The sequence below is a fragment of the Myxococcus sp. CA005 genome (assembly GCF_006518205.1).
Lineage (GTDB): Bacteria > Myxococcota > Myxococcia > Myxococcales > Myxococcaceae > Myxococcus > Myxococcus xanthus.
Window position 1 is genome coordinate 25,038 of record NZ_SRLV01000063.1, and the last position, 25,359, is coordinate 50,396.

A 25,359-nucleotide genomic window follows, 5' to 3' on the forward strand; every position below is an offset into this window, starting at 1 on the left:
TCAAATCCAGAAGGCCATGTCGCGCTCGGCGTCCTCGGGCCCCGAGCCCTGGCCGCCCTCCCGCAGCCAGCGGCGATACGCCTCGATGTCGGCGTGGTGCAGGTCCGCCTCCGTGCCGGAGTAGACGCCTCCACCCGGGCCGTCCAGCAGGGCCTCGCGCTGGATGTCCATGATGACCACGTCCTGCTGGATGACCTGCCGCGTGTACCACCGCACCAGCGGCATCATGGCGCGTCCCACCAGCGCACCGGGGACATCCACCGGTAACCGATAGCTGATGGCCGTGTAGACGAGGCTGTCCGTGGGCCCGATGGGCGTGCACTGCGAGTTGATGACGAAGCCGTGCTCGCCCCAGAGGTAGTCAACGCGCGTGACATTGGGGACGTAGAACTTGTCCGTGTGGAGCAGCGGCAGTCCGCGCGGATTGAAGAGCCGGCCCAGGCCCGTGACGGTGTCCTGTGCCTGCTTGTACGTCACCAACACGCTGCCCGCCGTGCGCCGCACCGTGGCCGGCACTCGCTTGCTGGCGGGCCTGCGGAACCAGCCCGGATGCACGAAGAGCGTGTGCGGGACGTCCATGAAGTTCTCGACGAGGTTCGTCACCCCGTTCGGGAAGCGCGTCACCATGAAGTAGACGGTCCACCCCTCCTGGTCCCAGTACGGCACGCGGAACGGCGCGGACCGCGCGGGCTCGGCACCGCCCATGTAGACGAAGACAAGGCCGTCCTGCTCCAGGGTGGGAAAGCGCGTCAGGCGTCCCAGCGCGCAGGGCGCGGTCGCCAGTCCCTCCCGCGCGCAGGCGTCGGCGTCGAGCAACTCGCTTCGCTGCGAAGGCCCCAACGAGGGCACCTCCACCACGGCGCCCGACGCGTCGTAGACCCAGCCGTGATACGGGCAGCCGATGCGGCCATTGAAGACCGCGCCCCGGGACAGCCGCGCGTTGCGGTGCAGACACCGGTCCCGGAGAGCGGTGGGCTGTCCCTGTACGTCACGGAAGAGGACCACCCCCGTGCCGAAGAGGGTCCGCGCCAGGGGCTCGCCTGGCTTCAGCTCGGTGGAGAGACACGCGACGTACCAGAAGTCCTTCAGCGCGCCACAGCGCGTGAGGTCGGCTTCGGCTTCCAGGTCCACGTTGGGGGCGGGCGAGGTGTCGCGCGAATGCAGACGCAGTGGCGGTCTCATGTGGCGGCTCCGGAGAAATGGTCCGACCAGCCCGTCAGGCGGTGCAGGTCCACGGGCTTGATGTCGCCCGCGCGCTGGCCCAGCGCGACGCAGCGGGCCTCGTAGCGGCGAGCCCCGTCCGCCACGCGCACGGCACGCACCGGACCGAGTTGTCCCAGGGCTCGCGCGTAGCGGTAGTGGTGTCCCTCGCAGAGGGCGTGCTCCACGGCCTCCGCGGCGGCTGCGAGCCGTGAAGCGGGGGCGTCCGTCTCCAGGAACAAGACGTAGGACGGCGCGGGAGTCCACTCGGGCGCCAGCATGGAGAAGCCGGGGCGCGCGCCGCCAAAGAAGTCTGGAAGCACGGCATCCAGCACGGCCCCCACGCGCGTGCCGGCGAGCTTCTCGCCCACCAGGTCACAAATGGCGTCCGCTCGGCCGACGAAGCGAAGACAGGGCGTCGCGTGTTGGAAGCCCTCCACGCGGACCAGGTCGCCCAGGCGGTAGCGCAGCAGGCCACCCGAGGTGGACAACAGCACCGTGTACGTGCGGCCCTGCTCCAGCTCGTGTGCGAGGCGAGGTCGCGAGGTGGGCTGCTCGCTGTCGATGAACTCGAAGAAGTGGCTGCGCACCGCGAGCACGGGGGCGGGCGCATCGAAGAGGGGCACGGTGACGACGCCCTCCGTGGCCAGCAGCCCCTTGCCCTGCACCTCCACGCCCGGAAAGCGGCGGCATGCGGCGGGAAGCGCGTGGGCGGCCTGTGCGTCCGTCCACATGCTGAGAAGCGACAATCGAGGCCACAGCGCGCGGGCGCTCCAGCCACCTCGCAGCACCTCACGCAGCAGCGAAGCCCGCTCCGGGCGCGGGGAGAAGCGCATCCGGTCCAGCACCGCTTGCGTCGCGGCTTCATCGTACGCTGCGCCGGACGCAGGTGGCCGGCAGTGCCCTCGCATCAGGTCATCGGCCAGTCGCTCCCCGTGCCGCTCCAGCGCGTCCATGAGGAGCGTGAGAAAGCTGGGGTTCCACACGCTGATGAGAGACAGGTCCTCGCGGGCGACGAGATGCCAGAGCGTCACGTAGCGGCAGGACTCCACATCCGGCAATGCCCCCACCTCACCGGGCACCGCGAAGATGCGGGACAGCAAGGGGCGCAGCACGCGCGAGAAGTAGGCGCTGTCCTCCGCGCTGCCCACGGGAATGCCGCCCGCCGTGCGGACCTGCTTTCGCGCCAGTGGGGAGATGGACCAGTAGCTGGCGCCCTCGCGCAACGCGGGCCGGCGGTGGAGCAACTCGAAGAGCATGGGGGCCAGGGCGCGCTGGAACTCGGCCAGGAGGCCGCGTGTCATGGGCACCCGCTTGCTGGCGCCCGAGGAGCCTCCAGAGAGTTCGAAGCGCAGCACCGGCTCACGCGTGAGCACCCGGGCCTCGCCCGCGGCGATGCGCTCCACGTCCGGAGTCAGCGCGTCCGGGGTCACCCACGGCACGGCGGCCTGGAAGTCACGGGCGTCGCTGATGCGGTGGAAGCCAGGAATGCGCTCCGCCTGCACGCTGCCCACGGCCGAACGAAGCACCCGCTGCAGACACACCGCCTGCGCGGCCTCCGGATGGCGCAAGGCCCGGTAGAAGCGCAGCGCGGAGGGAGCGAGCACGGCCCGCAGGCCGCTCAGCGGCAGGGAGGAAGCACTCACGACGGCCTCATGTCCCCACGCGGACACCGGCGTTCCGCAGCCCTCGCCGGGCCCAGCCGCGAAGCTGTCCGGACACGCTCCGCCCCAGCGCCAGGAAGAGGTCCCACCAGCGAATCTCCACCAGGCACACCAGCTCCTCGCCCTCGCCATGGCGCGGATTGCGCTCGGCGAAGAAGGCGATGTCGGGGTGCAACGCCGCCGCGCGGTCGATGGGCGCGACGCCGTCCCGCACACGATAGTGCGCGCCCTGGAAACGGAGCGTGCCCCGCGACGCGTCGTACTGCGCGCCGAACCAGCGGGCGGCCAGCGCGTGAAGGAAGTCGGCGCGTCCGGGAGGCGGCGTCCAGTCCCGCCGGGGCATCGTCCTGGGGAAGTAGTTCACCGCGAGCAGGTACGTCTTGAAGCCGGCGCTCAACAGCAGCCAGTGCACTGGACGCAGGGGATGGCGGAGCTTGCGCGACAACACGAAGCGCCCGAAGCACACCTGCAACACCTTGTGGCCCCACCAGTCGGGGTGGATGACCGTGTCGCCCGAATACACCACCTCCACCCGCTGCCCGCCCGCGAGTTCCTCGGCGACGCGCAGCGTGCTGAAGCCCACCAACTCCCCGCCTCGCCGCGTGTGGAGGAGGATGACGTATTGCTTGGCCTCCAAGTCCTCGGCGAAGCGCTCCGGCGACACGCCCGTGTAGCAGAGCTGCATTAGCGCCAGCATCTGTCCACGCTGCGCCTCCGTGAGCGCATCACGCCGCACCGTCGAACCCTTGAGCGGCGACATCATGGCCCGGCACGCCCCTGCAACACCTCCGCGTCAGGAGGCTGCCGAAGCTCATGCGTGCGGTCCGACGACAGCGACACCTCCTGCACGTCGCCCCCGTACCAGTGCACCCGCGCCGTCACGAGCCCCGTGTACCGGCCCAGCCCGAAATGCAGCCGCGCGTCCGCCGCCGCGGAGAAGCCGCCCATCAACCCGACTTCCTGCACCTGCTCCACGCGCTTCCCCGCCTCCTCGTAGGAGACAACAACCCGGGTGCCCACCGCGCTCCGGTGCGTGCGCCCACCGTGGCCCACCAACGTGAGGCCCACGAAGTGCGCATCCTGGCGCCCCTCTGAGCGCAGCGTGTTGCGATACAGCGACACGGGCCCGTGCTGATTGGTGATGAGCGCGTCCAGGTCGCCATCCCCATCCATGTCCGAGAGCAGCACGCCTCGCGAGTTGTCCGGGTCGTCCAACCCGAGCTCGCGCGCCAGGTCCACGAAGTGTCCGGGCTTCGCGTCGCCCAGGTTGAGGTACGCGCGACGCGCCTCGTTCGGGTAGATGGTGCGGCCCCGGATGTCGCCCCACTTGTCCGCGTACGTGTGGACCTCCGGGCCGGACTGCATCAGCTTGTGATTCACGTACCAGTAGTCCTTGCGCTGGCCGTCGGGGATGCGCCACCGCGCCGCGTCCAGGCGGTCATCCACCATGCCATTGGCCTGCACCAGGTCCGGCCAACCGTCGTTGTCCAGGTCTCCCGCCGCCGCGCCCCAACCGAAGCGCCGCTCGTTGAGCGCGCCGCGGAAGGTGGCCTCGTCCCGGAACTCCGGCGTGAAGGCGTCCTTCCCGGGGCCCACCATCCACAGCAGGCTGCCCTCCGCCTGGAGCGAGTGGTGAACGTTGGAGACGTACAGGTCCAACCAGCCGTTGCGGTCGAAGTCCGCCACGGAGGCATTCATGCCCTTGTACGTGTCCTTTCCAATCTCGCCGAAGAGCCGACCCGCCACGCGGCGGAAGTGCTTGCCGCCCTCGTTGAGATAGACGTCGTCCGGCCCGAAGTCGTTGGCCACGTACAGGTCCGTCCACCCGTCGCGGTTGAAGTCCACCGTGCTCACCGCCAGCGACCAGTGCGTCTCCGGCATGCCCATCGCGGCGATGTCCACCTTCTCGAAGGTGCCGTCTCCCCGGCCCCGGTAGAGCGCGTTGAGCCCACCGTTGGCCGCGTTGTGCCAGCCGTCGTGCATGAAGCGGAACATGCGGCGGTCCTCTGCGTGCTCGGGCTCGGGCAGCCGGAAGAGGTTGAGCGGCACCGGCGGCTCGTAGCCCGGCAGGTGCGTGGTCATCACGTTGAGCACGAAGAGGTCCAGGTGCCCATCCCGGTCATAGTCCAGGAAGGTCAGGCCCAGGCTCACCGCGTGGTCCGTCACGCCCGCGGCCTCCGTCACGTCCTCGAAGCCCGCGGTGCCCGTCTCTCGCAACGTGTTGCGCAGCAGCCGGACGGGCCCGAAGGCCACCGCCACCGCGAGGTCCAGGTCGCCGTCACCATCCCAGTCCACGAAGGTGCCGCCGCCCGGCAGGCCCTCTTCCTTGTAGCGGGTGGCGAAGCGCTCCAGCGCGGGAACAGGCACCCGTTCGAAGCGGAGGTCGCCGAGGTTGCGATAGAGGATCGCGTGGTCCTCGGGCCGCGCCAGCGGGTGCGTGAGGAACAGGTCCGGCCGGCCATCCCCGTCGTAGTCCCCCACGGCGACGGAATCCCCCACCGCCACCAGCCACTTCGCGACATGCCCCAGCCGTGGGTCCAACTCCTCGAGCGTGTTGCCCATGGTGGAGTCGAGCCCCGCGGCCCGCGCCTCCACGCGCTCCATGCGGAAGTCCAGCGGCGAGGTCCGGACTCCGGGCGTGGCGGCCAGGGTGTAGCCACCCACCATGAGACCTCCCAGCCCGCCCACCACCACCGCGCGCTTCAGCCAGCCGGAGGACACCAGTGTGCTCAGCGACTCGCGCAACCCGCGCTGCCAGGCGGCTCGCGCGTGGACGAAGAGGAAGCGGACCGTGGCGCACGTGAGGGCCGCATAGAAGAACGTGTAGACGCTCTCCTTGAAGTGCAGCACCAGGTCCACCAGCGTCACCGCCAGCGCCAGCAGTATCTGCCCGCGCCGCGTGCCCGGAGACGTGGCCGGGTCGGTGAGCATGTAGAAGACGAAGATGAAGAACGACGGCGCACCCAGCGTACCGAGGAAGAGGACCTCCGGAGGCAGGTGGTGCCGGAGCACATAGGCGCGCAGCGCCGTCTGGAGCGCGTAGAAGAAGAGGAAGCTGACCACCAGCCACCCGCGCCCCACCCGGAAGAAGAAGAGCACCAGCGCCGCCATGAGGATGAAGGCGGAGAGGGCCACCTCTCCGTTGGCCCACTGGTAGGCGGGCGCGGCGGTGATGAGCTCGCGCGTGAAGAGCAGCGACATGGCCACGCCGAACATGGACGGATTGAAGACGTGGCGCCCCTGGAAGGTGAGCACGTACTTCGAGCCGATGGCGAACCACACCGGGAGGAGGAGCAGCCAGCTCGAATGCGAGTAGTTGAGCAGCAGCGCCAGCGAGCAGCAGGAGATGTACGCGCTCAGGGGGACGACCTTCTGCCGCTTCAGCCCCCAACCCAGCGCGACGTCCAGCACGCTGCCCGTCACCACGATGGCGGCCATCTGCCACGGGCTGCGGTTGAAGCCGAAAAAGGTGAAGCCGAGCACGCCGTAGAGCGTCAGCAGGAAGGCGAAGGGCAGGCGCGGGTCGTTCCAACGAGGCCAGACCCAACCCCAGCGCTCGACGCGCGGCGCCGTGTGTTGCGGGATGTACACCTGTGCAGCCGGGCTCACCCCGGGACCAACGCTCATGGAAGCCCGCCTCCCGCCGAAGCGCGTCGCCGCGCGCGTGCGGAGCGTGCCCCGTGGAGCGCGCCCTGTCCAATCAGGTCAAGGGCTTGCAAGAGCCCCTCCTGTCCATGCATCCATGCCATGCCCGGGACATTGCAAACTCCGGGCACAGGTCCTTCAGCACGCGCGGTTTCCGATGCCCTCTCCGCACACCCGAGCCCTTCTCGCCATCCTGGCCGCTGTCTGCATCGTGGCGGCGGCCGGGTTCCGTCACGCGCAGAATGTGAAGGGCTCACGAGGCGGACGCATCTCCGGCCCCAAGCTGGCGTGGCTCTTCTACGCGGTGTTCCTGTGGTTCCTCGCGTGCCCGCTGGTGGCGCTGGACGTGGCGGTGCCGGAGGAGGCGCGAGGCGTGCTGGGCGCGTTCGCCGCCTTCATGTGGCTGCGAGGCGTGGCGGAGCTGTACCTGCTCTACGGCGTGAAGCGCTGGCGGCCTCCGTATGGCGTGGCCCATGACGTGGCGTGCATCGCCCTGGTGCTCGGCGGCCTGTTCTGGGGCCGGGCGCGGTGGCTGGGCGTGCTCGGCCCCGAGGACCTGTGGGCCCTGGCCTTCCTGGGCCTGGTGCTCGTGAGCCTGTTCGTCGAGGTCGCCTACGCGGCCCTGTTCTTCCACGCCGTGGAGGGCCGCACCACGGGCGAGGACGGCATCTGGTTCGCGGACGAAGAGCAGGCCCGGTTCCGCCGCATCAACCGGCTGACACTGGCGCTCAACGTGCCCCTGTACGCGGGACTGGTGGGCCTGCTGGCGGTGGGGGCGTGGTAGGCGGCGCACTTGCTAGAGCATCAGGTGCTTCCAGGAATCGGCCCTGTAACGCAGACGCGGTAACTCCAGCGCGGTGGATGGAATGAAGAGGTAGTCCTCTTGCGGCTTCAGTCCAGCTCGGACCGCAAGGCGGACCAGCGCAAGGCCTTCAATGGACACATAGGCCTCGGTCGCGAGCACCTCTTCCGCTTCGGTCTCCTTCTCAGCCAGCCTCCGGTAGCGGACTTCGCGCTCCTCCATCATCTGCGTCAGCGCGGCGTCGAACGCGTCTCCATCCGCAGCAAGCAGCGCCTGACACACCAGGAGCCTCGCGTCTGTCGTCCCCTCCAGGCACTTCTCGTAGCGAGAGAGAAGCACCTGGCCATCCTGCGCGGTTCTCTCCAAGAAGAAGTGGTCCATCAGGAAGCGCACGAAGAGGAAGTCCTCCTCGTACTCACGATCCTTGTCGGGACTCGCGGGAGAAAACCGGCTGAGTTCCCGTGCGGATTCATCGTCACCACACGCCACGGCGTCAAAGAAGGGCGCCGCCCGGCTGGTCAACTTCTTTGTTTCTTCCGAAGCCCGGGAGAAGAACACGAAGGCACGGGCGCTCGCGTGAAGGCATTCGTGCAGGCGCGCAGACGTACCAGAAAGCAGGAGTGAACCAATACCAGCCACGCGAAAGTTCTGACAAAATCGCAAGGCCTCCTTCAGGCCTCCTTTTCCAGCCGCAAATGCCGGAAGCAACTCTTCATTGTCGCCAAGAGCATTGCCAATAAAAACGGGCAGGAACTTCGAAGCCAAAGGAGCGTCCTTTCGAGGGGAAGGCTCAAGCCTTCACAGCCGAGACTGCAATCTCCCGCAGTACCAGGTTTGTGAAGCCACGCTCCTTGAACGCACGAACCAACGGCTCGCTCACGATGTAGCGCTGCGGGTCTTGCTTCAGGCGGAACAGTCCCGGTGCCCCAATCAACTTCTGCGGATCCAGCACCAGCTTCCGGATCGCAACGACGGCACCGCTGCGGTGGTACTTGATATCACTGGCAGCCGCATCCACGGCATCGATGCTCCCCAGCGGATTGATGAAGAAGTAATCCTGGCTGCGGACGCGCTCGCGGTGGTCGAGTAGCGTGAACGGCAGGTACTCGATGGCCGCCTCCACACAGTGCTCTGAGACAGCCTCCTTCACTGCCGCAGAAGCAATGAGGTAGTTGAAGTTATTACCCAGCAAGGAAGACAGTTGGATTCCGGCATGCTCCTCGCTTGGCTTGACCTTCACCTCAGACGGATAGTCCGTCCCAATGGGTTCGCCTGCCGCCAGGCAGTAACCATCCAGCCCCAGCACCTCGGGCTCTTGGTCCAGAAAGAGCAACTCCGAGTTGTTGATGTCTCCCAGCGTCTCAATCTCGAAGTATCTCACTATCCCTCGCTCACGAACCAGCCGCCCCATCCGTCATCGTGAGTCCAGGACCTTATCCCATGGGACTGCTACACTGCGCCCCTCGGTTCCGGTGGCGATCTGCCCCGACAGACACGAGCACTTCATGGGCCACCCTACCATCGAGAACGAAACCCCCTTCGCCTTCGATATGATGGGCCTCGCCGACGAGGACGGGAGGCCACTGCTTCTACTCGTCGTGAAGGCCACGTACGACTTCGGAACGTCTGGGCTCAAGCTCGCGGGCGAACAGTTGCCCGTGACGTGGGGCGGCGAGTCCTGGGGCAAGCCCGGAGAGTCCAGCGACAAGTACGAACCCGAGAGCGCCTTCATCAAGCTGGCCACGGACGTAGCGCTGATTGGACATGCCTACCCGCCACAGAAGGGCGCCACCGAGGCACTGGTGGCTCTTCAGGTCGGGCCGCTGAAGAAGGCCGTGCGCGTCGTGGGTGAGCGGACCTGGTTCAAGAGCATGGGACATGTCGCGGCCACCAAGCCGCTCCCCTTCGACAAAATTCCGCTCACGTGGGAGCGCGCATTCGGCGGCTGGGACCGGACGGACACCGTGAAGCCGGCCTTCGAGCCGCGCAACCCCGTGGGAGTGGGCTTCCGCGCCAGTCCTCGCCACTTCGAGGAGGGACTGAAGCTGCCCAACCTGGAGGATCCCGCCACGGAGCCCCTGCGCGACTTCGGCCAGAAGGTGGTGCCTGCTGGCTTCGGCTTCACCTCCCCGCACTGGCAGCCGCGCGCCAGGTATGGCGGCACCTACGACGAGTCCTGGAACAAGTCGCGCAAGCCCTTGCTGCCCAAGGACTTCGACCGGCGGTTCTTCAACGCCGCCGCGCCGGGCCTCATCGCTCCCGGGTACCTGAAGGGGGACGAGCCGGTCATCATCGCCGGCGCTTCCCCCAAGGGCCGTCTGTCCTTCGCGCTTCCGGGCCAGGCCGCTCCGATCGTCACCGTGGCGCTCGCAGGAGGCGAGGACGCGACGCCCCCCATGCACCTGGACACCGTGACCCTGGATACCGACGAAGAGAAGGTGACGCTCCTCTGGCGCGGACATGTCGCCCTGGGAGAGGGCCTCCACGATGTGCGGGGCCTGAAGGTCACCGCCCAGGGAGTGACCGCGCCCAAGGCGGCCTGAGCGGGGCCTGCGTAGGGGCATGTATCCAGCGGCGCAGCCGCGCTCCAGCTTCGCGGTGGCGTGCCTCGCACCGCGTGGCCCCGCCGGGGTATTCTGTTCCCCTGGAGGTGGCTGGCATGGCGGTCAATACCGGTGTGAACAAGATGTCCGTGGTGACGAAGGACAGCGGCGGCGTCACCGTTGCCTTCCCGGACGTGTGCAAGACGCCCAGCCCGGCCGGGCCCGTGCCCATCCCCTACCCCAACGTGGCCCAGTCCTCCGACACCGACAAGGGCACGAAGAAGGTCTCCGTCGCTGGCAACCCGGTGTGCGTGAAGGACTCCAACTTCAAGACGAGCACCGGCGACGAAGCCGGCACCGCGGGCGGTGGCGTGGCCTCCAGCAAGACCAAGGGCAAGGCGGAGTTCGTCAACTTCTCCTTCGACGTGAAGTTCGAAGGGAAGAACGTGGCGCGCGCCTTCGACCTGATGCTCCACAACGACAAGAACACGCCGCCGTTCCCCGTCATGCAGGGGCCCGTCATTGCCATGGGGAAGAGCGATGAAGCACCCAAGTGCGCGGTGTGCGACAAAGACCTATAGGTCCAACACTCCGCGGATAGCCCCTCCATCACGCGCAACACCCTACGCTGCGCCGGTCATTCATCATGCAGGTACACGCACAGGCATCGGCCGCCCGGCTCTGCTCTGGACCTCGCCTGAACACACAAGCCACCCTCTCGCGTTCAACCAGACGCACTCTTGACGGGACTTGTCAATGCCCCACCCTGTCTCCACTTTTCGAGAACAGCCCAAGAGCGCGTCGGTGGCTGGCGACGCAATTGTCATCACCGGCCTGGGCATGGTCTCTCCCATAGGAGGGGACGTTGTCTCAAGCTGTGCCGCCGCCCGAGCAGGACTCACGCAGTGGACGGAGCTGGACCTCCAGGTTACAGACGAGCACACCCTGGAGGCAGTATCGCTAAAGGGCCATGAGATCCCATGGCTCACCCTAGGATTCGAGGGTTTCGCGCGTTGGCTGCGCCTGGGTGACGCCGCCCTGCGGGACCTCGTGGCGTACTCAGGACTGACTCGAGCAGACTATGCGCAGACGGGTTTCCTTCTCCAGCTACCGGGCAGCTTCATCAACGACATCCACCTAAAAACAAGCCTGCTTGAGCGTCTACCTGAAAACGAGCGCGCTCGCATCCAACGCGAAATCGATGCAGAGCGTACTGAAGCAAGAAACAGCCTGACCCGTAGGCTCATTCCCGAGTTGTTAGCGCTGAATAACATACGAATCGAGCCGCAAGCACAGTCCTATGCATTTGGCGGAGCTGCCGCTTCCTGCCAACTGCTGCTGCGGGCGATAGAAGGACTCCGAAGCCGAACAATGGACCGATGCATCATCGGCGGCATCGACTCCTGGGTCGATGGAGAACCCCTTACCCAGGCTTTCGACTTGGGGCTGCTGCGAACCCCGAACCGCCCGATCGGACGCTTTCCGGGCGAAGCGGGGGCCTTCATTCTCCTGGAACGGATTGATGCCGCCCGGTCCCGTGGCGCACGCATCGAGGGTCTCCTTGGCCCAGTCGCGTTTACGAGCGACACCAGCCACCGGTTCTCAGGCCAGGCCCCCTCCGGCAAGGCCCTATTCAAGGCCATTGAGGCTTGTTTTCCGGGAGGGGCCCGACAGGCAACCGATGTTGAGTTGCTCATCGCCAATCTCAATGGGGATGAACAACGTGCTCGCGAATTCGGTCATTGCCTCGTTCACCTCAAGGAAGCGGAACTTCCCTCCTCAACTCCGCGCTGGCACGTACCTGAGCATTTCGGAGAAATTGGCGCGGCGACTTCAACCGTAGCTACGTGCTTAGCGGTGAGAGGGTTCGCCAGAGGTTATGCCCGAAGCCGAAAAGCCCTGGTAGCATTGCTTGATGACGAGCCCTCCCGAGGCGCGTTCCTACTACAAGCTCACTCTTGAAGGTCATTCCAACGATCCGACGTCACTGCATGTGAGACAGTCATGAGCACTGAAGAGCATTTCGAAGCACTCTCCAACGACAAATCCCATGTGGCCGGCGAGAGCAATGGCTGTGTCACTCGGTGCGTCTACGAGACTCAGGGCGGCAAGAGAAAATGCAAGTTCGCAGGCCATGACTACAAGGAGAATGGATTCAACTTCCAGAAGAGCTCAGATGAGGTGAATTGGTACAACCTGCCCATCCATGAGGATGGCAGCGAAGCCCGCAAACGCTTTGATAGCATCTTCGTCACGAGCTTCAAGCAGGCTTGGCGTGACCCGAGCAAACGAGCGGACGCGTGGCATATGGGCTCGGGCCCCTATGGGCACATCAACTTCATTGCCAGTGGACGCTGGCCTTGGAGCAATAACGCCCACCACATCATTCCGGTCGACGACGTCCTGAGCAAAGTTCTCAACTTCGACCAACTCAAACTACTTCAACAAGCGAAATACAACGTCAACAAGGGCGTAAACATCATCTATCTACCCAACAGCACACGTCACGCCCAGCTTTTCCAGTTGCTCAAGCACCCCAAATACCACAGCACGTATAGCAAGGATGTCCGAACGCGCGTGAATGCCATCAGGGACCAACTCACTCAGGCCACCGATGAGGACGAGGCTGGACATCCGAAACTCAATGAGAAAACGGTTCCCCTGCTTGGCGCACAACTCGATGCCTTCTCCTTGAGAATGCGCAAGAAGATCCGCGAGGCAGGCGTCAAAAGCCCTGGAGCCCACCTCAACGAACTGGCAAGTCTCGTGACCATCCGGTAGGTGCCGTCCATGAACTCATACTTCCTCCTCACCGAAGCGAACGAACCGAAGCACTGCATCATCAATGAGGTCCCAGACGCATTGAAGCCGAAGAAATGGCGGATCAGCGCAGGGCTCCCCATGGAACATCGGTTTCCATCCGATGTCGTACTCAAGATGGATGGAAGTCACAAGGGTGTGCAGATACCAGACTTGGTGAACAACACCGAGCGAATTTCCATTGTGTCAGAAAAGCTCAAGGCCCTGCTAGAACAGCAGGCGGGCGCCCGGATCGAATTCCTGCCAGTCACAATTGCGAATCACAAGGGCCGAGTAGCCGCAAAAGACTATTTCATTGCCAATCTACTCGACCATGTCGACTGTGTGGACAAGGAGCGCAGCGAGGTGGAGGAACTGAACCCAGATCCTACCTTACTCTCGGGGTTGTTCCGGCTTCAGGTCTTTCCAGAGCGCATTCCTTCAAATGCCAAGCTGTTCAGACTCAAGACCATGCCCCCTGCAATCATCGTCCGCGAGGATCTACGAGCCGCGATAGATGCAGGACACATCACCGGCGTGAACTACATCGCAATGGGCGAAGAATGCGCTATCTATTGAATCGGAAGCGGATTCTTTCACAACGGCTTTGTCCTTAAGGGATTGATGCTGAAACCATGGAATCTGGCGCGCAACTCCACGTCCCCTTTTGAAATCCTCGGTCCCCGATGAACACCGTATGCCACTCCTACTTCATCCTTTCGACAGTTCGGGAGCCCAAGAACTGCGTCATCCATGAGGAACCAACCTCGATCCGCGACATGAGCTGGCGCATGAGCCGTGGATTGCCCGTGGACGAGCGGTTTCCCTCAGACGTGGTTCTTCAGGTGGATGGCGGGACCAAGGGAATCACGCTCCCTGATTTCGTTTCAAACACCGTCCAACTGGCAATTGTATCCCGAAAATTCAAACAGACTCTAGACGAGCACGCAGCGGCTAACATCGAGTACCTTCCCATCTCGATCGCAAATCACAAGGGGCGAGTCTCGGGAAATGACTACTATATCGCGAACCTACTCGATCACCATGACTGTATTGACATGGAGCGCAGCGAAGTAGAGCAACTTGGCATGGAGCCAGAGTTCCTTTCTGGCCTGTTCCGTCTCCACATCACCGAAGACCGGGTTCCTCACGAGGCAAAGCTCTTCCGCCTTAAGTCCATGCCCTCCGCAATCCTCATCCGCGACGACCTACGCGCGACCGTCGACGTCGCTGGCCTCACCGGAGTGAAGTACATTGGCATGGGCGAGCGCTGCCGCATCTACTGAGTCCATCCGTAAACATGTTCTCCGACACTCTGAGAAACATCCAGGACGATTCACTTTTCGGGATTGAAGAAGCGGCCCGCAGCATCCAACGCCAGGATGCCAGCGAGCGCTCGGGGCAGGCTTACACAATAGCCGCGCTATGCCACCGCCGACTCGCAATCTGCGCAGTGCTCTTGGATGCCCGACCTGACCGTTTCCTTGCGCACCTTTGCCATTCCGCTCACGCGCGCCTGTATTTTCTGCGACTGGTCGCGGGCGGCCACGCCGCAGAGCCTCAGTACATATGCGCAAGCAAAGAGTTTTCATTCATCGACGCGATTGCTGCCGGGCAGTATGCATTGTCCGTGGATATCGCGAAGCTTTCCGCAAGACATCATGACCCGGCGCATGAGTATGAGGATGATTTCCTCCTACACCACTTCCTTCAGCAGTTCTTTCTGAAGACCATCGGGGCAACGGAGGCAAGTCCGACTTCGCTCTCCGCGTTGCTCGACCGGTGGAAGACCGTCCTAGAGGATGGAGAAGACAACTATCTCGAAGCCTGTCGTGCCCTGCTCGAAAAGCAGCCCCTGGCTTTTGATGAAGCCCTACAGGCAATTATCGACGCACGGCTTCTGACGTTCCAGAAGATGAGCCGTAGCTCGGGACCTGAAGAGGAGCTACGGAAGACCGAGGGCGCCCTGTTCATGAACGGCCTCGCCATGCTGCGCCTCGCGGAGCTTCAAGGAATGCAAACGCGATCCGAGTACATATCGATTCCGTCACTGTCCCGAATTCCTGCAGGGCAGCGGGCACCCACTGGGGCCGCATGGCTGGTTCCTCAGCCTGATTGGGTGGACTGAGAAAATGAATGCCGCTCCTTTGCAGGAGCGCAGAGTCGTTCATGCCCCTCCTCGTCCAAACTAGCCTCGTGGAGAGCAACTGACGTGACGAACATGCTGACCTGGCGACCTCCCCACTGGAGCAACTACGAGACGCACCTCGATGAGGCAGCGTTCCGCTTGAGCCAGTGGGAGGCAGCACTCGACGCGCCCGACTTCATCTTGGAGGAAGCCGCGGAGCTGGAGGAACAGCTCGCTGCGCATATCGACGGACTCGTCTTGGGCGGGCAGCCCGTCGCTATTCAGCTGCTGGAGCCCTCGCTGGCCGCCGCAGAGCCAGAACACATCACCGTGGCCGCGCTGTCCCTCCTCAAGGGCGCAGCCCCCTCCGGTACCACAGCGGTGCTCAGCGCGCTTGAGTCGGCCGAACCGCCCGCGCTCGCCGCTCTCCAGCGCGCATTAGGACTCGCCCCCTTTCCAGCACTTCTTTCGAGCCTTCCCGCCCTGCTGCAGAAGGATGACGCGCTCCCGGAACTGCAGGCGCTTGTGCTCGATACACTCGGCCAGCACGGAGTCGCCACACACCAACAGTGCTTGCCCTGGATCACGCATCCCGTGCCACAAGTAGCCGCCGCTGCGCTTCGCGCCGCCAGCCGCTCCCGACTGCCACTGGAGCCCGCCCACATTCAGCGCGCGATGAACTCAGCCTCATCCGACCTGCGCGATGCCGCCATCGTCGCGGGACTGCTATCCGGGCACAGCGCTGCGTGGACTGCCTGCCAGGCCGTTGCGGCACCGGGCGGCACCGGTGGGAGACTGCCCTTGCTCCTGCTGGGACTGAACGGCGACGAACGGGATCTGAAACGCCTCCTCGAGCGGCTCTCCGACAAATCACTTCAAGCAGACGTGCTCTGGGCATTGGGGTTCTCCGGCCGATTGGATGCTGCCAATGCCTGCGTGGAGCTGCTGGGACAGGGCCCCATCGCCGCGCTCGCGGGCGAGGCCTTCAGCGCCATCACCGGATTGCGCATTGAGGGAGACTTCGCGATACCGAAGGACGAGCAAGAGGCGGAAGAACCCGTGCCGCTGGAAAACGATGACTTGGACGCGGACCTCAAGCCGAAACCCGAGGATTCACTGCCCACTCCCAACGCGATGACAGTGACGGCATGGTGGCAGCAAACCCGGCCGAAACTGGACGCCAGACAGCGCTACCTTTCGGGTCAGCCCCATCAGCCCCAAGTCCTGCTCGATGCACTCATCAGCGCGCCCATGCGACGGCGGCATGCGCTTGCACTGGATTTGGAGTTGCGCAGCCGGGGCGCCCTCCGAGTGCCGACACGCATGTTCGTGGCACAGCAAGTCGAGGCGTGGAAGAAGGCCCAGGGGGCGCCAACATCGACCTTCAACCGCCCTTTTGCCGAGGCACTCCGAAGCTGAGGCGCGCGTCATGGGCGGGAGGAGGCGCATCCCGTTCAACAGCGGGCCATGAGCCGCTCCGCGAGACTGCCTAGCGGTATGGGCTTCCCCAGTACGCGGCTGTCAAAGAGAAAGGTGCCTAGCCGGAGGAGGCAAGACGCACGGATCGCGCGCTCTTCATGAATGGTTTAGCGCTATGGCGGTTGGCGGAACTGGGCGGACTCGCTACTCAGCGGGAGTACCCCAACATCCCCAGATTTGCCCGGCTGCCCGTATCCAAGCTGGCATTGCCTCCGGACGCGTGGAAGACACCGAACGAAGCGCTACCGTCCTAGCGTCTCCCCAGTGCGCATCCGCTCATGTCACGGAGGCATCCATCAGCCGCCTGCTGACACCGTGGGCGGCAGGTCACCCACGCCCAGCCGCTCCACCAGCAGCGCCAGACTCCGGCCCACGATGGCGCGCCGGATCTGACCTCGGTCCCCAGTGAAGACGTGTCGTTCCACCGTGGCCTGTCCACCCCGCTGGAGCACCGCGAGGTAGGCCAGGCCCACGGGCTTCTGCGGCGTGCCGCCTCCGGGCCCCGCGATGCCTGTCTCCACCAGAACCCAGTCCGCCGTGGAGCGCGCCAAAGCACCATGGGCCATGGCCTCCACGGCTTCAGCGCTGACGGAGCCATGTGCTTGCAGCAACGCCAACGGGACGCCGAGCTGCTCCACCTTGGACTCATACGAGTAGGGAATGAAGCCACGCTCGACTACCGCGGAGGCGCCGGGCACCTCCGTCAACGTCGCGCCCAGCAGTCCTCCCGTGCAGGCCTCCACCAACGCCAGGCGAACGCCCGCCGCACGACACCGCTCCAGCGCCTGTCGCGCCAAGTCCTCCAGGGATGCTTCCGTCATGCGCCCCACTCCATCCCATCCGAGGCGGACCTGCACGCCCAAGGACGGTCGCGCCATGCGGTCCCGGCAGTTTCCTCGCTCGGGGCGCCGCGTCCGAGGCCGCCGTAGCAGCCGGACGTGGGGCCCCGTGGCCGCACCGGGGCGAGGACACCGTCCACGGTCGCGCAGTCCGTTGACCGACATCCCCTGGCCGCACTCCGGGTGCCCTCGGCGGCGGATTCCTTGACCCATCCGCGCCTGTGCGCAACAGAGTGCCGCCCGTGTCCTGGCGAGCGTGGAAGGTTGGAGTCCTGGCCCTGATGGCCGCGTTCCTGGCGGCCTGTGCGTCCAGGCCGGCGGCCCCTGTCCCTTTGCCAGTCCCAGCAGAACCGGTCGTCATGGGCCCGGTCGCCGAGGCCGAGGCCTATCTGCGCGCCTGGGCCGCGGGGGATGTCGCCTCCATGCGGCGCGCCGTCGTCAACCCGCCCGCGTACTTCGAGGTGATGCACCAGCAGTTCCGCGACGGGCTGCGCATCGTCTCCTCCCAGTTCGAGCTCGGGCCGTTCCAGCGCGATGGCGACGCCAGGGTGGCCACCTACCGCGCCGTGCACCTGCTGCGCGGGCTCGGGGAATGGGAGCTGGACGGAGCGCTGCGCTTCGTCCGTCACCAGGGCCAGTGGCGCGTTCAGTGGACTCCCGCCGCGCTGCACCCCGAGGCCCGCGAGGGTGACCTCTTCTCCCGCACCCGCACGGCCCCGCTGCGGGCGGATATCCTCGACGCGCAGGGGACACCGCTCACCCTGCAAGGCGAGGTCATCACCATCGGCGTCGACCCCACCCGCGTCCGGAGCCGCGCGGACGTGGCGGCGGCGCTCCAGGCACACGCCGGCGTGAGCACCGCACAGTTCGACGCGGCGCTGAGCGCGGCGGGCACGGCGACGAGCCGCTTCGTGCCCATCATCGACCTGCCCCCCGCGCGCTACCAACAGGTGCGCCCGGCGCTGGCCCCCGTGCCCGGCATCTTCTTCCGCCGCAAGAGCGCCCGCACCCCGGCGGACGGCTTCGCGGCGCACACCCTGGGCCGCGTTGGCGAGGTGACGGCCGAGCTGCTGCCCCAGATAGGCCCCACCTATCTGCCTGGAGACCTCGTGGGCCTGTCCGGTCTGGAGCGGGCATACGAGGTCCAGCTCGCGGGCAGCCCCTCCGGTGACGTCCTGCTCATGCGCCCCTCGGGCAAGACGCAGGTCCTCTTCCACTTCGAGGGTGAGCCGGGAGCGCCCCTGTCCACCACGCTGCGCCGCGAGGTCCAGGCCGCCGCGGAGGCCGCGCTCGACGGTGTGGCCCACCCCGCGGCCCTCGTCGCCGTGGACAGCGCCACGGGGGCCATCCTCGCTGTGGCCAGCCGGCCGCTCTCGCAGCCGCTGCACCGTGCCCTCACCGGCCGCTACCCGCCCGGGTCCACGTTCAAGGTCGTCACCACGGAGGCGCTGCTCGCCCGAGGCATGCGGGTGGACTCCCCTGTCGCGTGCCCGCCGATGACGATGGTGCGCACCAAGCCCTTCCGGAACTTTGAAGGGGAGTCCATGGGTGACACCACGTTGAGGCAGGTGTTCGCCCACTCGTGCAACACCGCGTTCGTGACGCTCGCGACGGGAATCGGCGGTGATGCGCTGAGTGCCGCGGCTCGCCGCTTCGGCTTTGATGTGCCCTACTTCCCCGGGCTGACATCCGCCGGTGCATCGTTCCCCGCGCCCGCGGATGCGATTGAGCTGGCGGCCGCCGCCATCGGTCAGGGACGGGTGCTTGCGACGCCCTTGCACATGGCCTCGGTCGCGGCGGCTGCGGAGTCCGGCGAGTGGCGCGCGCCCTATCTCGTGGAGGGGCTGGACGGCGGACCGAGCAGCTTGCTCTCGAACGGCGTCCGGGCGCCTTTGTCCGCGCTGATGCGCGCCGTCGTGATGGAAGGCTCCGGGAAGGCCGGCCGGCAGGTGCCCGGGCTCGGCGGCAAGACAGGCACCGCCGAGTTCGGCACCGTGGCGCCGCTGCCCACGCACGCGTGGTTCATCGGGTTTCGAAAGGGCGTGGGATTCGCCGTCCTGGTGGAAGGCGGTGGCGTGGGCGGGCGCGTTGCAGCGCCCATCGCCGCGAAGTTCGCTGGTGCGCTGTAACGCACGCGAGCGCTCTTTCACACACAGGCTCCGCAACGACGCAGCACCACGCAAGGCCCTAGCGCGCGGCGTTCCTCCCGCCGCGCGCCGCCGGTGCTCAGGCTCCGCGACGACGCAGCGCCACGGCCAGTCCCGCGAACGCCAACACCACCCACAGCGCCACCGCGCCCGGCCCCGTCGCGTTGCAGCCGCCACCGCCCACGTCCGCGCCGCTATCCGGCGGAGTGCCCGCATCGGGCGTCTGCGGCCCCGCGTCCGGCTGCTGAGTGCCCGCATCCAGCGTGCCCGTGCCCGCGTCCGGCTGCTTCGTCAGCGTGCTCTCATCGAAGTACGCGCCACACGCCGGGTCACTCACACCGGCCGCGCGGTGGTCCAGCGCCAGTGCATAGGCGCCCGCGCCGAAGCCCGCCATGGGCGCGTTGTACTTATACGTGCCGTTCAGCTCGTCATACGTCTCCGCCACGGCCAGGTAGTTCTTCAGCGACTGGTCCGTCACCCACTTCAGCACGCGGTCAGCACGCGCCGCATCGCCGCCCATGCGCTTGGCCATCGCGCCGCGCAGGCTGACGATGACCCACTCCGCGCTGTCGTACTCGCCACCCCAAGGGCTCATATCCGCGCCATCCGGGTGGTCATACCGGTCATCGTTGCGCTGCCAGCCCGCCCCCGCCGGTGAGGACAGGCGCAGGTCCAGTCCATGATAGGTCGCCTGGGCAATCTTCCCCGCCGGGTCGAACAGCTCGAAGGCGAACGCGTCGAACACCGCCGCGTCCCAGTAGCCCCTGCCCTTCCTCAGTTCCTCCAGGTTCGAGGCCAGCGCGAACTTGCTGTCCGTCAGCTTCTCCGCCATCGCCCGGCGCAAGGACTCGCCCGCCTGCCGGTAGCGCTGCGCGCGCTCCGTGTCGCCCACCCGCTGCGCCAGCTCTGCCGCGTCACACAGGCCGCGCGCCGCCGTGAGGCTGGTGTACGTCCACGACCGCTGCCGCCCCTTCCAGTGCGTTTCCCAGATGGACGAGTCCGGACGGATGAGCCCCGTCACCGGGTTGATGAGCGCCACCAGTGCGTCCCCCACCTTCGTGGACACCGTGGGCCAAGTCTGGTCCACCAGCGTGGTGTCGCCCGTCGTCCGCTCGTAGTGCCGCAGCGCCCACAGGAAGAGACCGAAGCCGTCGAACTCGATGTTCGGCCCCGCCTCGTTGAAGTCCGTCTCCTCCACGCCGAAGCCGTGGTAGCGCGTGAGGGTGATGATGTACGGCGGCATCGAATACGGCTCCAGCTCACGCCAGTGCTGGAAGCGGCCACTGTCCGCGTTGAGGTAATAGGACAGCGCGTCGCGCGCATCGCTCTGCATGCCCAACGTGGCCATGGCCGCCACCGCGTAGGCCCCGTCCCGAATCCAGGCGTACGTCCACTGCCCGGGCGGCAGGCTCGCCAGCACCGCGCCGTAGCCCGCGTGGCGAACCACGCCTGGCAGCGACGCCGGCGTTCCGTCAGGCGCCTTGAAGCGCGTGCGGCGCGGCTCGCCATCCCGCGACAGGAACTCGCGCAGGTACACGTCGCGCGAACGCACCTGCGCCATGTGCAGCACCACCGCCGAGTGCCGCAACAGGGACTCCTCGTCCGCCGACATGCCCGCGGGCACCTTCACCGTGTCCGTCTGGAATGCCGCCCACCGCGCCACTTCCGCGTCCACCAGCGCCTGGGCGCTGGACGCGCCCGCGTACTCCGTCAGCCACTGCCGCACCGTGGCCCCGGCCGCGGGGTCACCGTGGCGCGCGAAGGCCACACCCACACACCGCTCCGCGCCCGCCGGGATGTCTCCCAGGTTGAACTGGTACGCCGTCGCCCAGCCCGTGCCCGCCGAGGGCTGCGCCGTGAAGTCCTGCAGGTCCTGCCCGCCGCCCCCATTCACCACCGCGTAGGCATTCTGCGGGCCCGTCGTCGTGGACAGCCACGCCGACTTCCGGGCCACCGCGCCCAGCGGCCGCGCCACCAACACACCCGCGAAGCCCTTCTCCACGAAGTCGTCGCCGCTCAACTCCACCGTCTCGCCATTCTCATCCACGTCCGCCATCACGCCCGGACGGCCGAAGCCCAGGTGGAAGTTGTGGAGCGAGAAGGCACTCACGCCCGTGACGGCCGACGTGCCGGTGTTGCGCACGCGCAGCGCCATGACGAAGGACGCGTGCGGCAGGCCCTGCGGCGCGAAGACGAACGTCGTCGCCTCCAGCGTTCCCACCCGCTGCACCAGCGCGCCCAGCCCCGTACCACCCGTCTTCTCCGGCGCCCATGCCGCGTAGCCGCTGGCGTCCCGGTCCGCCTCCTGCGTGCTGAGCCAGCGCTGCGTGCCCCCGGAGCGCAGCCCGAAGAACGCGTCGAAGAGCAGGTCGCGGGCGTGAATCACCTTCGGCTGGCCATTCTCGAAGATGTCATTGCCCGCCGCGTCGATGACGGGCTCCTCGGTGGCGAACAGGTGCTCGCGGAAGTGCGTCACCTTGCGCTGCTCCACGTCCAACATCACCGCGCCATGCCCGTTGGACGACGGCAGGCGCAGGAAGGAGCGCTGGATGGGGACCTCCGCGCGGGCGCCAGCGCCCACGGTGCACAGCAGCGCGAGGAGCAGCACGGGCGGCTGGCCAGGTCGGCGATACAGGCGGGGGGTGGGAATCATCCGGCGGATTCTGGGACCCTTCCCGTCTCAGGCCAACGGTCTTGCTGACCTTCCCGGAAATGGCTGTTTCAAATGGGGGTTCAGCCCGGACTCTGGCGCCTCCGCGCAACCACCTGTCGCCACCCTCTCCCCAAGAAATGGGACTCATCACGTACTGACTGGTGACGCGGCACCGGACGACCCACCGCCGCAGGGGACCTCATGACTTCGCTCGCCCGGCCCGCGAGGCTGACCTGGCAGAACGGCGGCACCTTCCTTCGCGTCCTGCTGACGCAGGTGCTCTACGTCGCCCCGCTCTTCTGGTTCATGGAGCTGGCGCAGAACGTGGCCTGGCGGTGGATGAATGGGGACTGGGGTTGGGTGTTCCCCAAGTCGCCGTACCACTGGTTCTCCTTCGGGAGCCTCATCCTGTGGGCCGGCTGCGTGGCGCTCCTGTGGAGCCTGCACTTCTTCTGGTTCTACCCACGCCGCGTGAAGGTCTGGCCGCGGCTGGCCATTGGCGCCGGGGTGTGCTGGGCAGGCGAATGGGTGGGCGGCTACGTCGCGGCCAATGTCTTCAACCATCCGCTCCAGGTGTGGCCCGGCTCACCGCTCGTCTACGTCCACTACAGCGCCCTGTTCTTCTGGGTGAGCAACTGCATCGTCTATCACCTGCTCACCAACGACGTGGTGGACCTCACGCCCGAATACGACGCGCCTCCGACGACGACGCGCCGCGCCCAGGTGGCCTGAGACTCACGCGCCCTGAGGCAGCTTCAAGCGCGCGCGGCAGCCCTTGCCCTCGGGGCGATTCTCCAGGCGCAGGCTGCCCCCGTGGGCCTCCGCGATTTGCCGGCTGAGCGCCAGGCCGATGCCGCTGCCCTGCGGCTTGGTGGTGAAGAAGGGCACGAAGAGGTTGCCCGTGTCCGTCATGCCGGGGCCCTCGTCCTCCACCCAGACCTCCACCGCGCCCGGCGACAACACGGCCCACGACACCCAGACATCCCCTGCGGCCTCCGGAGCGGACAGCACCGCGTCCACCGCGTTGCGCACCAGGTTGATGAGCAGCTGCTCCAACTGGTCCACGTCGCCGCGCAGCACCAAACCGGGGCCCACGCGCACACCCACCTTCCGGCGCTTCTCCAGCGCGGCCACCCGGCGCACCCACGCGTCCACCTCCACGGCGCCTGGCGTCGGAGGCGGCAACCGCGCGAGGCTGGCGTAGGCGGACATGAAGCGCGCCAGTGATTGGGAGCGACGGGCGACGATGCCCAGTCCGCTCTTCGCGTCCTCTTCCCAATCGGACGGACGCGGCGCCATGAGCAACGTGTCGCGCAGCGCCTCCGCGATGGAGCCGATGGGCGCCAGCGAGTTGTTGATTTCGTGGCTCAACACCCGCACCAGCCGTTGCCAGGCCTCGCGCTCTTGCTCACGCAATGCCAGCCGCAGGTCCGCAAGCACCACCAACTGGTGCGGCAGGCCGCCCTGCCGGAAGGAGCCTCGCCGCAGCTCATAGGGGCCGCCCTCCTCCGCGAAGGAGCGCGTCAGCCTGCGAGGCACGTCGCCCTCCAGCAGGTCCGTCAGGCCCAGGGCTCCGGCGCCCTTACCCACCAACTGCGAGCGTGACGCGCCCAGCAGCCGCTCGCCCGCGCGATTCACCAGCCGCAGCGTGCCCGCCACGTCGAAAGCCAGCACGCCGACGTCAATCTCCTCCATCACCTGCTCCAGGAGCGCGCCCGCCTCCAGCACTCCCAGCCGCTGCTCGCGCAGGGTGTCCCCCAGCGCGTTCACCTCCAGCAGCACCTCGCCCAGCGCATCCCCCGCCCGCGCGCCTCGGCCGCGCACGGAGTAGTCCCCTTCGCGCAGGGCGGCCAGCAGGTTGGCCACCGCGTGCAGCGGCCGCATCACCCGTTCGCGCACCAGCAGGCCCACGCCCAGGAAGGTGCCCACCACCAGGGAGGTCAGCGTCCACTGCACCTTGGAAGAGAAGTCCCCCAACCACACCAGCACGAGCGCGGCCACCGAGCCCGGCAGGCCCGCGAGCCACGCGAGCCCGAGCACCTGCAGGTCATGCGGCGGTGGCCTGCGCTCCTCGCTCACCGAGCGCCCTTGATGCCGTAGTACTGGAGCCGCCGGTACAGCGCGCTGCGCGACAGCCCCAGCCCCTTCGCCGCCTCGCTCACGTTGCCTTCGTGCCGCGCCAGCGCCCGCTCGATGAGGTAGCGCTCCACCTCCTCCAGCGTCATCTCCTCCAGCCGCGCCATGCCCTCGCGGCCGGCCCGCTTGAGCAGCAGGTCCTCCTGCGTCACCTCGTCACCCGACGCCATCAGCATCGCGCGCTCCACCGCGTGCTCCAGCTCGCGCACGTTGCCCGGCCACGCATAGGCCAGCAGGGCCTCCAGCGCCTCCGAGGACAGCCGGACGTTGGGCCTGCCGTAGCGCCGGCCCTGTTCGGCCAGGAAGTGCGCGGCCAGCAGCGGGATGTCCTCGCGACGCTCGCGCAGGGGCGGAAGCTGCACCTCCACCGTGTTGAGGCGGTACAGCAAATCTTCCCGGAAGCGGCCCTCCGCCACCGCCCGCGACAGGTCCACGTTGGTGGCGCTCACCACGCGCACGTCCACCCGCCGCGTCTTCGACGAGCCCACCGGATGCAGCTCGCCCGTCTGGAGCACGCGCAGCAGCTTGGCCTGCTGCGACAGCGGCATGTTGCCAATCTCGTCCAGGAAGAGCGTGCCGCCGTCCGCCAGCTCGAAGCAGCCGATGCGGTCCGACTTCGCGTCCGTGAAGGCGCCCTTCACGTGGCCGAACAGCTCGCTCTCGAAGACACCCTCGGACAGGCCGCCGGAGTTGACCGCCACGAAGGCCCGCTCGGAGCGCGTGGAGCCCCCATGAATCAGCCGCGCCACCACCTCCTTGCCCGTGCCGTGCTCGCCCGTCACCAGCACGTTGGCGCCAGACGGCGCCACCCGCTCGATGAGCCGCCGCACCGGCTGCATGGACCGCGACTCGGACACCATGGCGAGCTGATTGCCCTGCCCCCGGCGCAGGTGCTGGTTCTCCTCCTCCAGCCGGCGGCTGCGCTTCAACGCCCGGCGCAGCTCCAACTGGGTGCGCAGCGTGGCCAGCAGGCGCGTGTTGTCCCAGGGCTTCTGCACATAGTCGCGAGCACCGGCGCGCATGGCCTCCACCGCGCCCTCCACGCTGCCCCACGCCGTCATCACCACCACCGGCAGGGACGCATCCTGCGCGCGGATGCGGCCAAGCAGGTCGATGCCCTCCTGCCCGGAGGTGGTGTCGCGCGCGTAGTTCAGGTCCATCAGGACCAGGTCCACGTCCTCGGCCTCCAGCGTGGCGAGCGCACCCGCGGGCGACTGCGAGGTGACGACGGTGAGTCCATCCCGCTTGAGGAGCAGCCGGAGGGCCTCCAGGACGTCCGCCTGGTCGTCGGCGACAAGGACACACGGAGGCCGCGCGGCGGCGC

General features: G+C 66.9%; 21 protein-coding genes. 11 read left to right on the forward strand and 10 right to left on the reverse strand.

Going from position 1 to position 25,359, the window contains the following annotated elements:
- Genes FMQ63_RS25030 through FMQ63_RS25045 form a run of 4 tightly spaced genes read right to left on the reverse strand, consistent with a single transcriptional unit; the run spans nt 1 to nt 6,491 of the window.
- Nucleotides 1-1,182, reverse strand: a complete 1,182-nt coding sequence (locus FMQ63_RS25030) for an aromatic ring-hydroxylating dioxygenase subunit alpha (RefSeq protein WP_020478068.1) — start codon at nt 1,180-1,182, stop codon at nt 1-3.
- A complete protein-coding gene (locus FMQ63_RS25035) occupies nt 1,179-2,846 on the reverse strand; it encodes a GH3 auxin-responsive promoter family protein (protein ID WP_011557044.1) in 1,668 nt (555 codons plus the stop codon). Before FMQ63_RS25035 ends, FMQ63_RS25030 begins: the two co-directional genes overlap by 4 nt.
- Before the next feature lie 7 nt (nt 2,847-2,853).
- A complete protein-coding gene (locus FMQ63_RS25040) occupies nt 2,854-3,627 on the reverse strand; it encodes a hypothetical protein (RefSeq protein ID WP_011557045.1) in 774 nt (257 codons plus the stop codon).
- Nucleotides 3,624-6,491: an FG-GAP-like repeat-containing protein gene (locus tag FMQ63_RS25045; protein WP_011557046.1), complete on the reverse strand. Its 2,868-nt coding sequence runs from the start codon at nt 6,489-6,491 to the stop codon at nt 3,624-3,626. The genes FMQ63_RS25040 and FMQ63_RS25045 overlap by 4 nt, the downstream gene beginning before the upstream one ends.
- A gap of 175 nt (nt 6,492-6,666) precedes the next feature.
- Here FMQ63_RS25045 and FMQ63_RS25050 point away from each other — a divergent pair, with 175 nt between their 5' ends.
- The gene (locus FMQ63_RS25050; protein WP_011557047.1) at nt 6,667-7,293 is read left to right on the forward strand and encodes a hypothetical protein; all 627 of its coding nucleotides are present in this window, start codon (nt 6,667-6,669) and stop codon (nt 7,291-7,293) included.
- A 12-nt stretch (nt 7,294-7,305) separates the two neighbouring features.
- Here the strand turns inward: FMQ63_RS25050 and FMQ63_RS25055 are convergent, their stop codons facing one another.
- A complete protein-coding gene (locus FMQ63_RS25055; protein WP_011557048.1) occupies nt 7,306-8,076 on the reverse strand; it encodes an Imm49 family immunity protein in 771 nt (256 codons plus the stop codon).
- Between the two features lie 25 nt (nt 8,077-8,101).
- Entirely contained in the window at nt 8,102-8,692 is a 591-nt protein-coding gene (locus FMQ63_RS25060; protein ID WP_225909626.1) for a DUF1629 domain-containing protein, read from the reverse strand.
- 124 nt (nt 8,693-8,816) lie between these two features.
- On the opposite strand from FMQ63_RS25060, the gene FMQ63_RS25065 reads away from it, so the two are divergent.
- The 8 genes from FMQ63_RS25065 (at nt 8,817) to FMQ63_RS25095 (ending at nt 16,200) form a co-directional block, all read left to right on the forward strand.
- Complete coding sequence (locus FMQ63_RS25065) at nt 8,817-9,854, forward strand: DUF2169 domain-containing protein (protein ID WP_026114095.1); 1,038 nt, start codon at nt 8,817-8,819, stop codon at nt 9,852-9,854.
- Between the two features lie 116 nt (nt 9,855-9,970).
- Nucleotides 9,971-10,435 carry a DUF4150 domain-containing protein gene (locus tag FMQ63_RS25070; RefSeq protein WP_026114096.1) on the forward strand — a complete coding sequence of 155 codons (465 nt, stop codon included), beginning with the start codon at nt 9,971-9,973 and terminating at the stop codon, nt 10,433-10,435.
- A 223-nt stretch (nt 10,436-10,658) separates the two neighbouring features.
- The gene (locus FMQ63_RS37565; protein ID WP_167545718.1) at nt 10,659-11,816 is read left to right on the forward strand and encodes a hypothetical protein; all 1,158 of its coding nucleotides are present in this window, start codon (nt 10,659-10,661) and stop codon (nt 11,814-11,816) included.
- Nucleotides 11,817-11,858: 42 nt separating this feature from the next.
- Nucleotides 11,859-12,635, forward strand: a complete 777-nt coding sequence (locus FMQ63_RS25075; protein WP_011557053.1) for an AHH domain-containing protein — start codon at nt 11,859-11,861, stop codon at nt 12,633-12,635.
- A gap of 9 nt (nt 12,636-12,644) precedes the next feature.
- On the forward strand, nt 12,645-13,232 hold the full coding sequence (locus tag FMQ63_RS25080) for a DUF1629 domain-containing protein (protein WP_043612649.1): 588 nt from the start codon (nt 12,645-12,647) through the stop codon (nt 13,230-13,232).
- A 107-nt stretch (nt 13,233-13,339) separates the two neighbouring features.
- On the forward strand, nt 13,340-13,939 hold the full coding sequence (locus FMQ63_RS25085) for a DUF1629 domain-containing protein (protein WP_011557054.1): 600 nt from the start codon (nt 13,340-13,342) through the stop codon (nt 13,937-13,939).
- Between the two features lie 14 nt (nt 13,940-13,953).
- Nucleotides 13,954-14,781, forward strand: a complete 828-nt coding sequence (locus tag FMQ63_RS25090) for a hypothetical protein (protein ID WP_011557055.1) — start codon at nt 13,954-13,956, stop codon at nt 14,779-14,781.
- A gap of 93 nt (nt 14,782-14,874) precedes the next feature.
- The gene (locus FMQ63_RS25095) at nt 14,875-16,200 is read left to right on the forward strand and encodes a TIGR02270 family protein (protein ID WP_044277802.1); all 1,326 of its coding nucleotides are present in this window, start codon (nt 14,875-14,877) and stop codon (nt 16,198-16,200) included.
- Nucleotides 16,201-16,556: 356 nt separating this feature from the next.
- On the opposite strand, the gene FMQ63_RS25100 is transcribed toward FMQ63_RS25095, so the two are convergent.
- On the reverse strand, nt 16,557-17,081 hold the full coding sequence (locus tag FMQ63_RS25100; protein WP_011557057.1) for a CinA family protein: 525 nt from the start codon (nt 17,079-17,081) through the stop codon (nt 16,557-16,559).
- Between the two features lie 239 nt (nt 17,082-17,320).
- Here FMQ63_RS25100 and FMQ63_RS25105 point away from each other — a divergent pair, with 239 nt between their 5' ends.
- On the forward strand, nt 17,321-19,228 hold the full coding sequence (locus tag FMQ63_RS25105) for a penicillin-binding transpeptidase domain-containing protein (protein WP_011557058.1): 1,908 nt from the start codon (nt 17,321-17,323) through the stop codon (nt 19,226-19,228).
- A gap of 97 nt (nt 19,229-19,325) precedes the next feature.
- On the opposite strand, the gene FMQ63_RS25110 is transcribed toward FMQ63_RS25105, so the two are convergent.
- Nucleotides 19,326-21,899 carry a glycoside hydrolase family 15 protein gene (locus FMQ63_RS25110; RefSeq protein WP_011557059.1) on the reverse strand — a complete coding sequence of 858 codons (2,574 nt, stop codon included), beginning with the start codon at nt 21,897-21,899 and terminating at the stop codon, nt 19,326-19,328.
- Between the two features lie 201 nt (nt 21,900-22,100).
- Between FMQ63_RS25110 and FMQ63_RS25115 the strand changes: the two genes are divergently transcribed.
- Nucleotides 22,101-22,631, forward strand: coding sequence for a hypothetical protein (locus FMQ63_RS25115; RefSeq protein ID WP_011557060.1), 531 nt, complete (start codon nt 22,101-22,103; stop codon nt 22,629-22,631).
- 3 nt (nt 22,632-22,634) lie between these two features.
- Here the strand turns inward: FMQ63_RS25115 and FMQ63_RS25120 are convergent, their stop codons facing one another.
- The gene (locus FMQ63_RS25120) at nt 22,635-23,978 is read right to left on the reverse strand and encodes a PAS domain-containing sensor histidine kinase (protein ID WP_011557061.1); all 1,344 of its coding nucleotides are present in this window, start codon (nt 23,976-23,978) and stop codon (nt 22,635-22,637) included.
- On the reverse strand, nt 23,975-25,359 hold a 1,385-nt coding region (locus FMQ63_RS25125; protein WP_141276751.1), incomplete at its 5' end, for a sigma-54 dependent transcriptional regulator. The genes FMQ63_RS25120 and FMQ63_RS25125, both read right to left, overlap by 4 nt.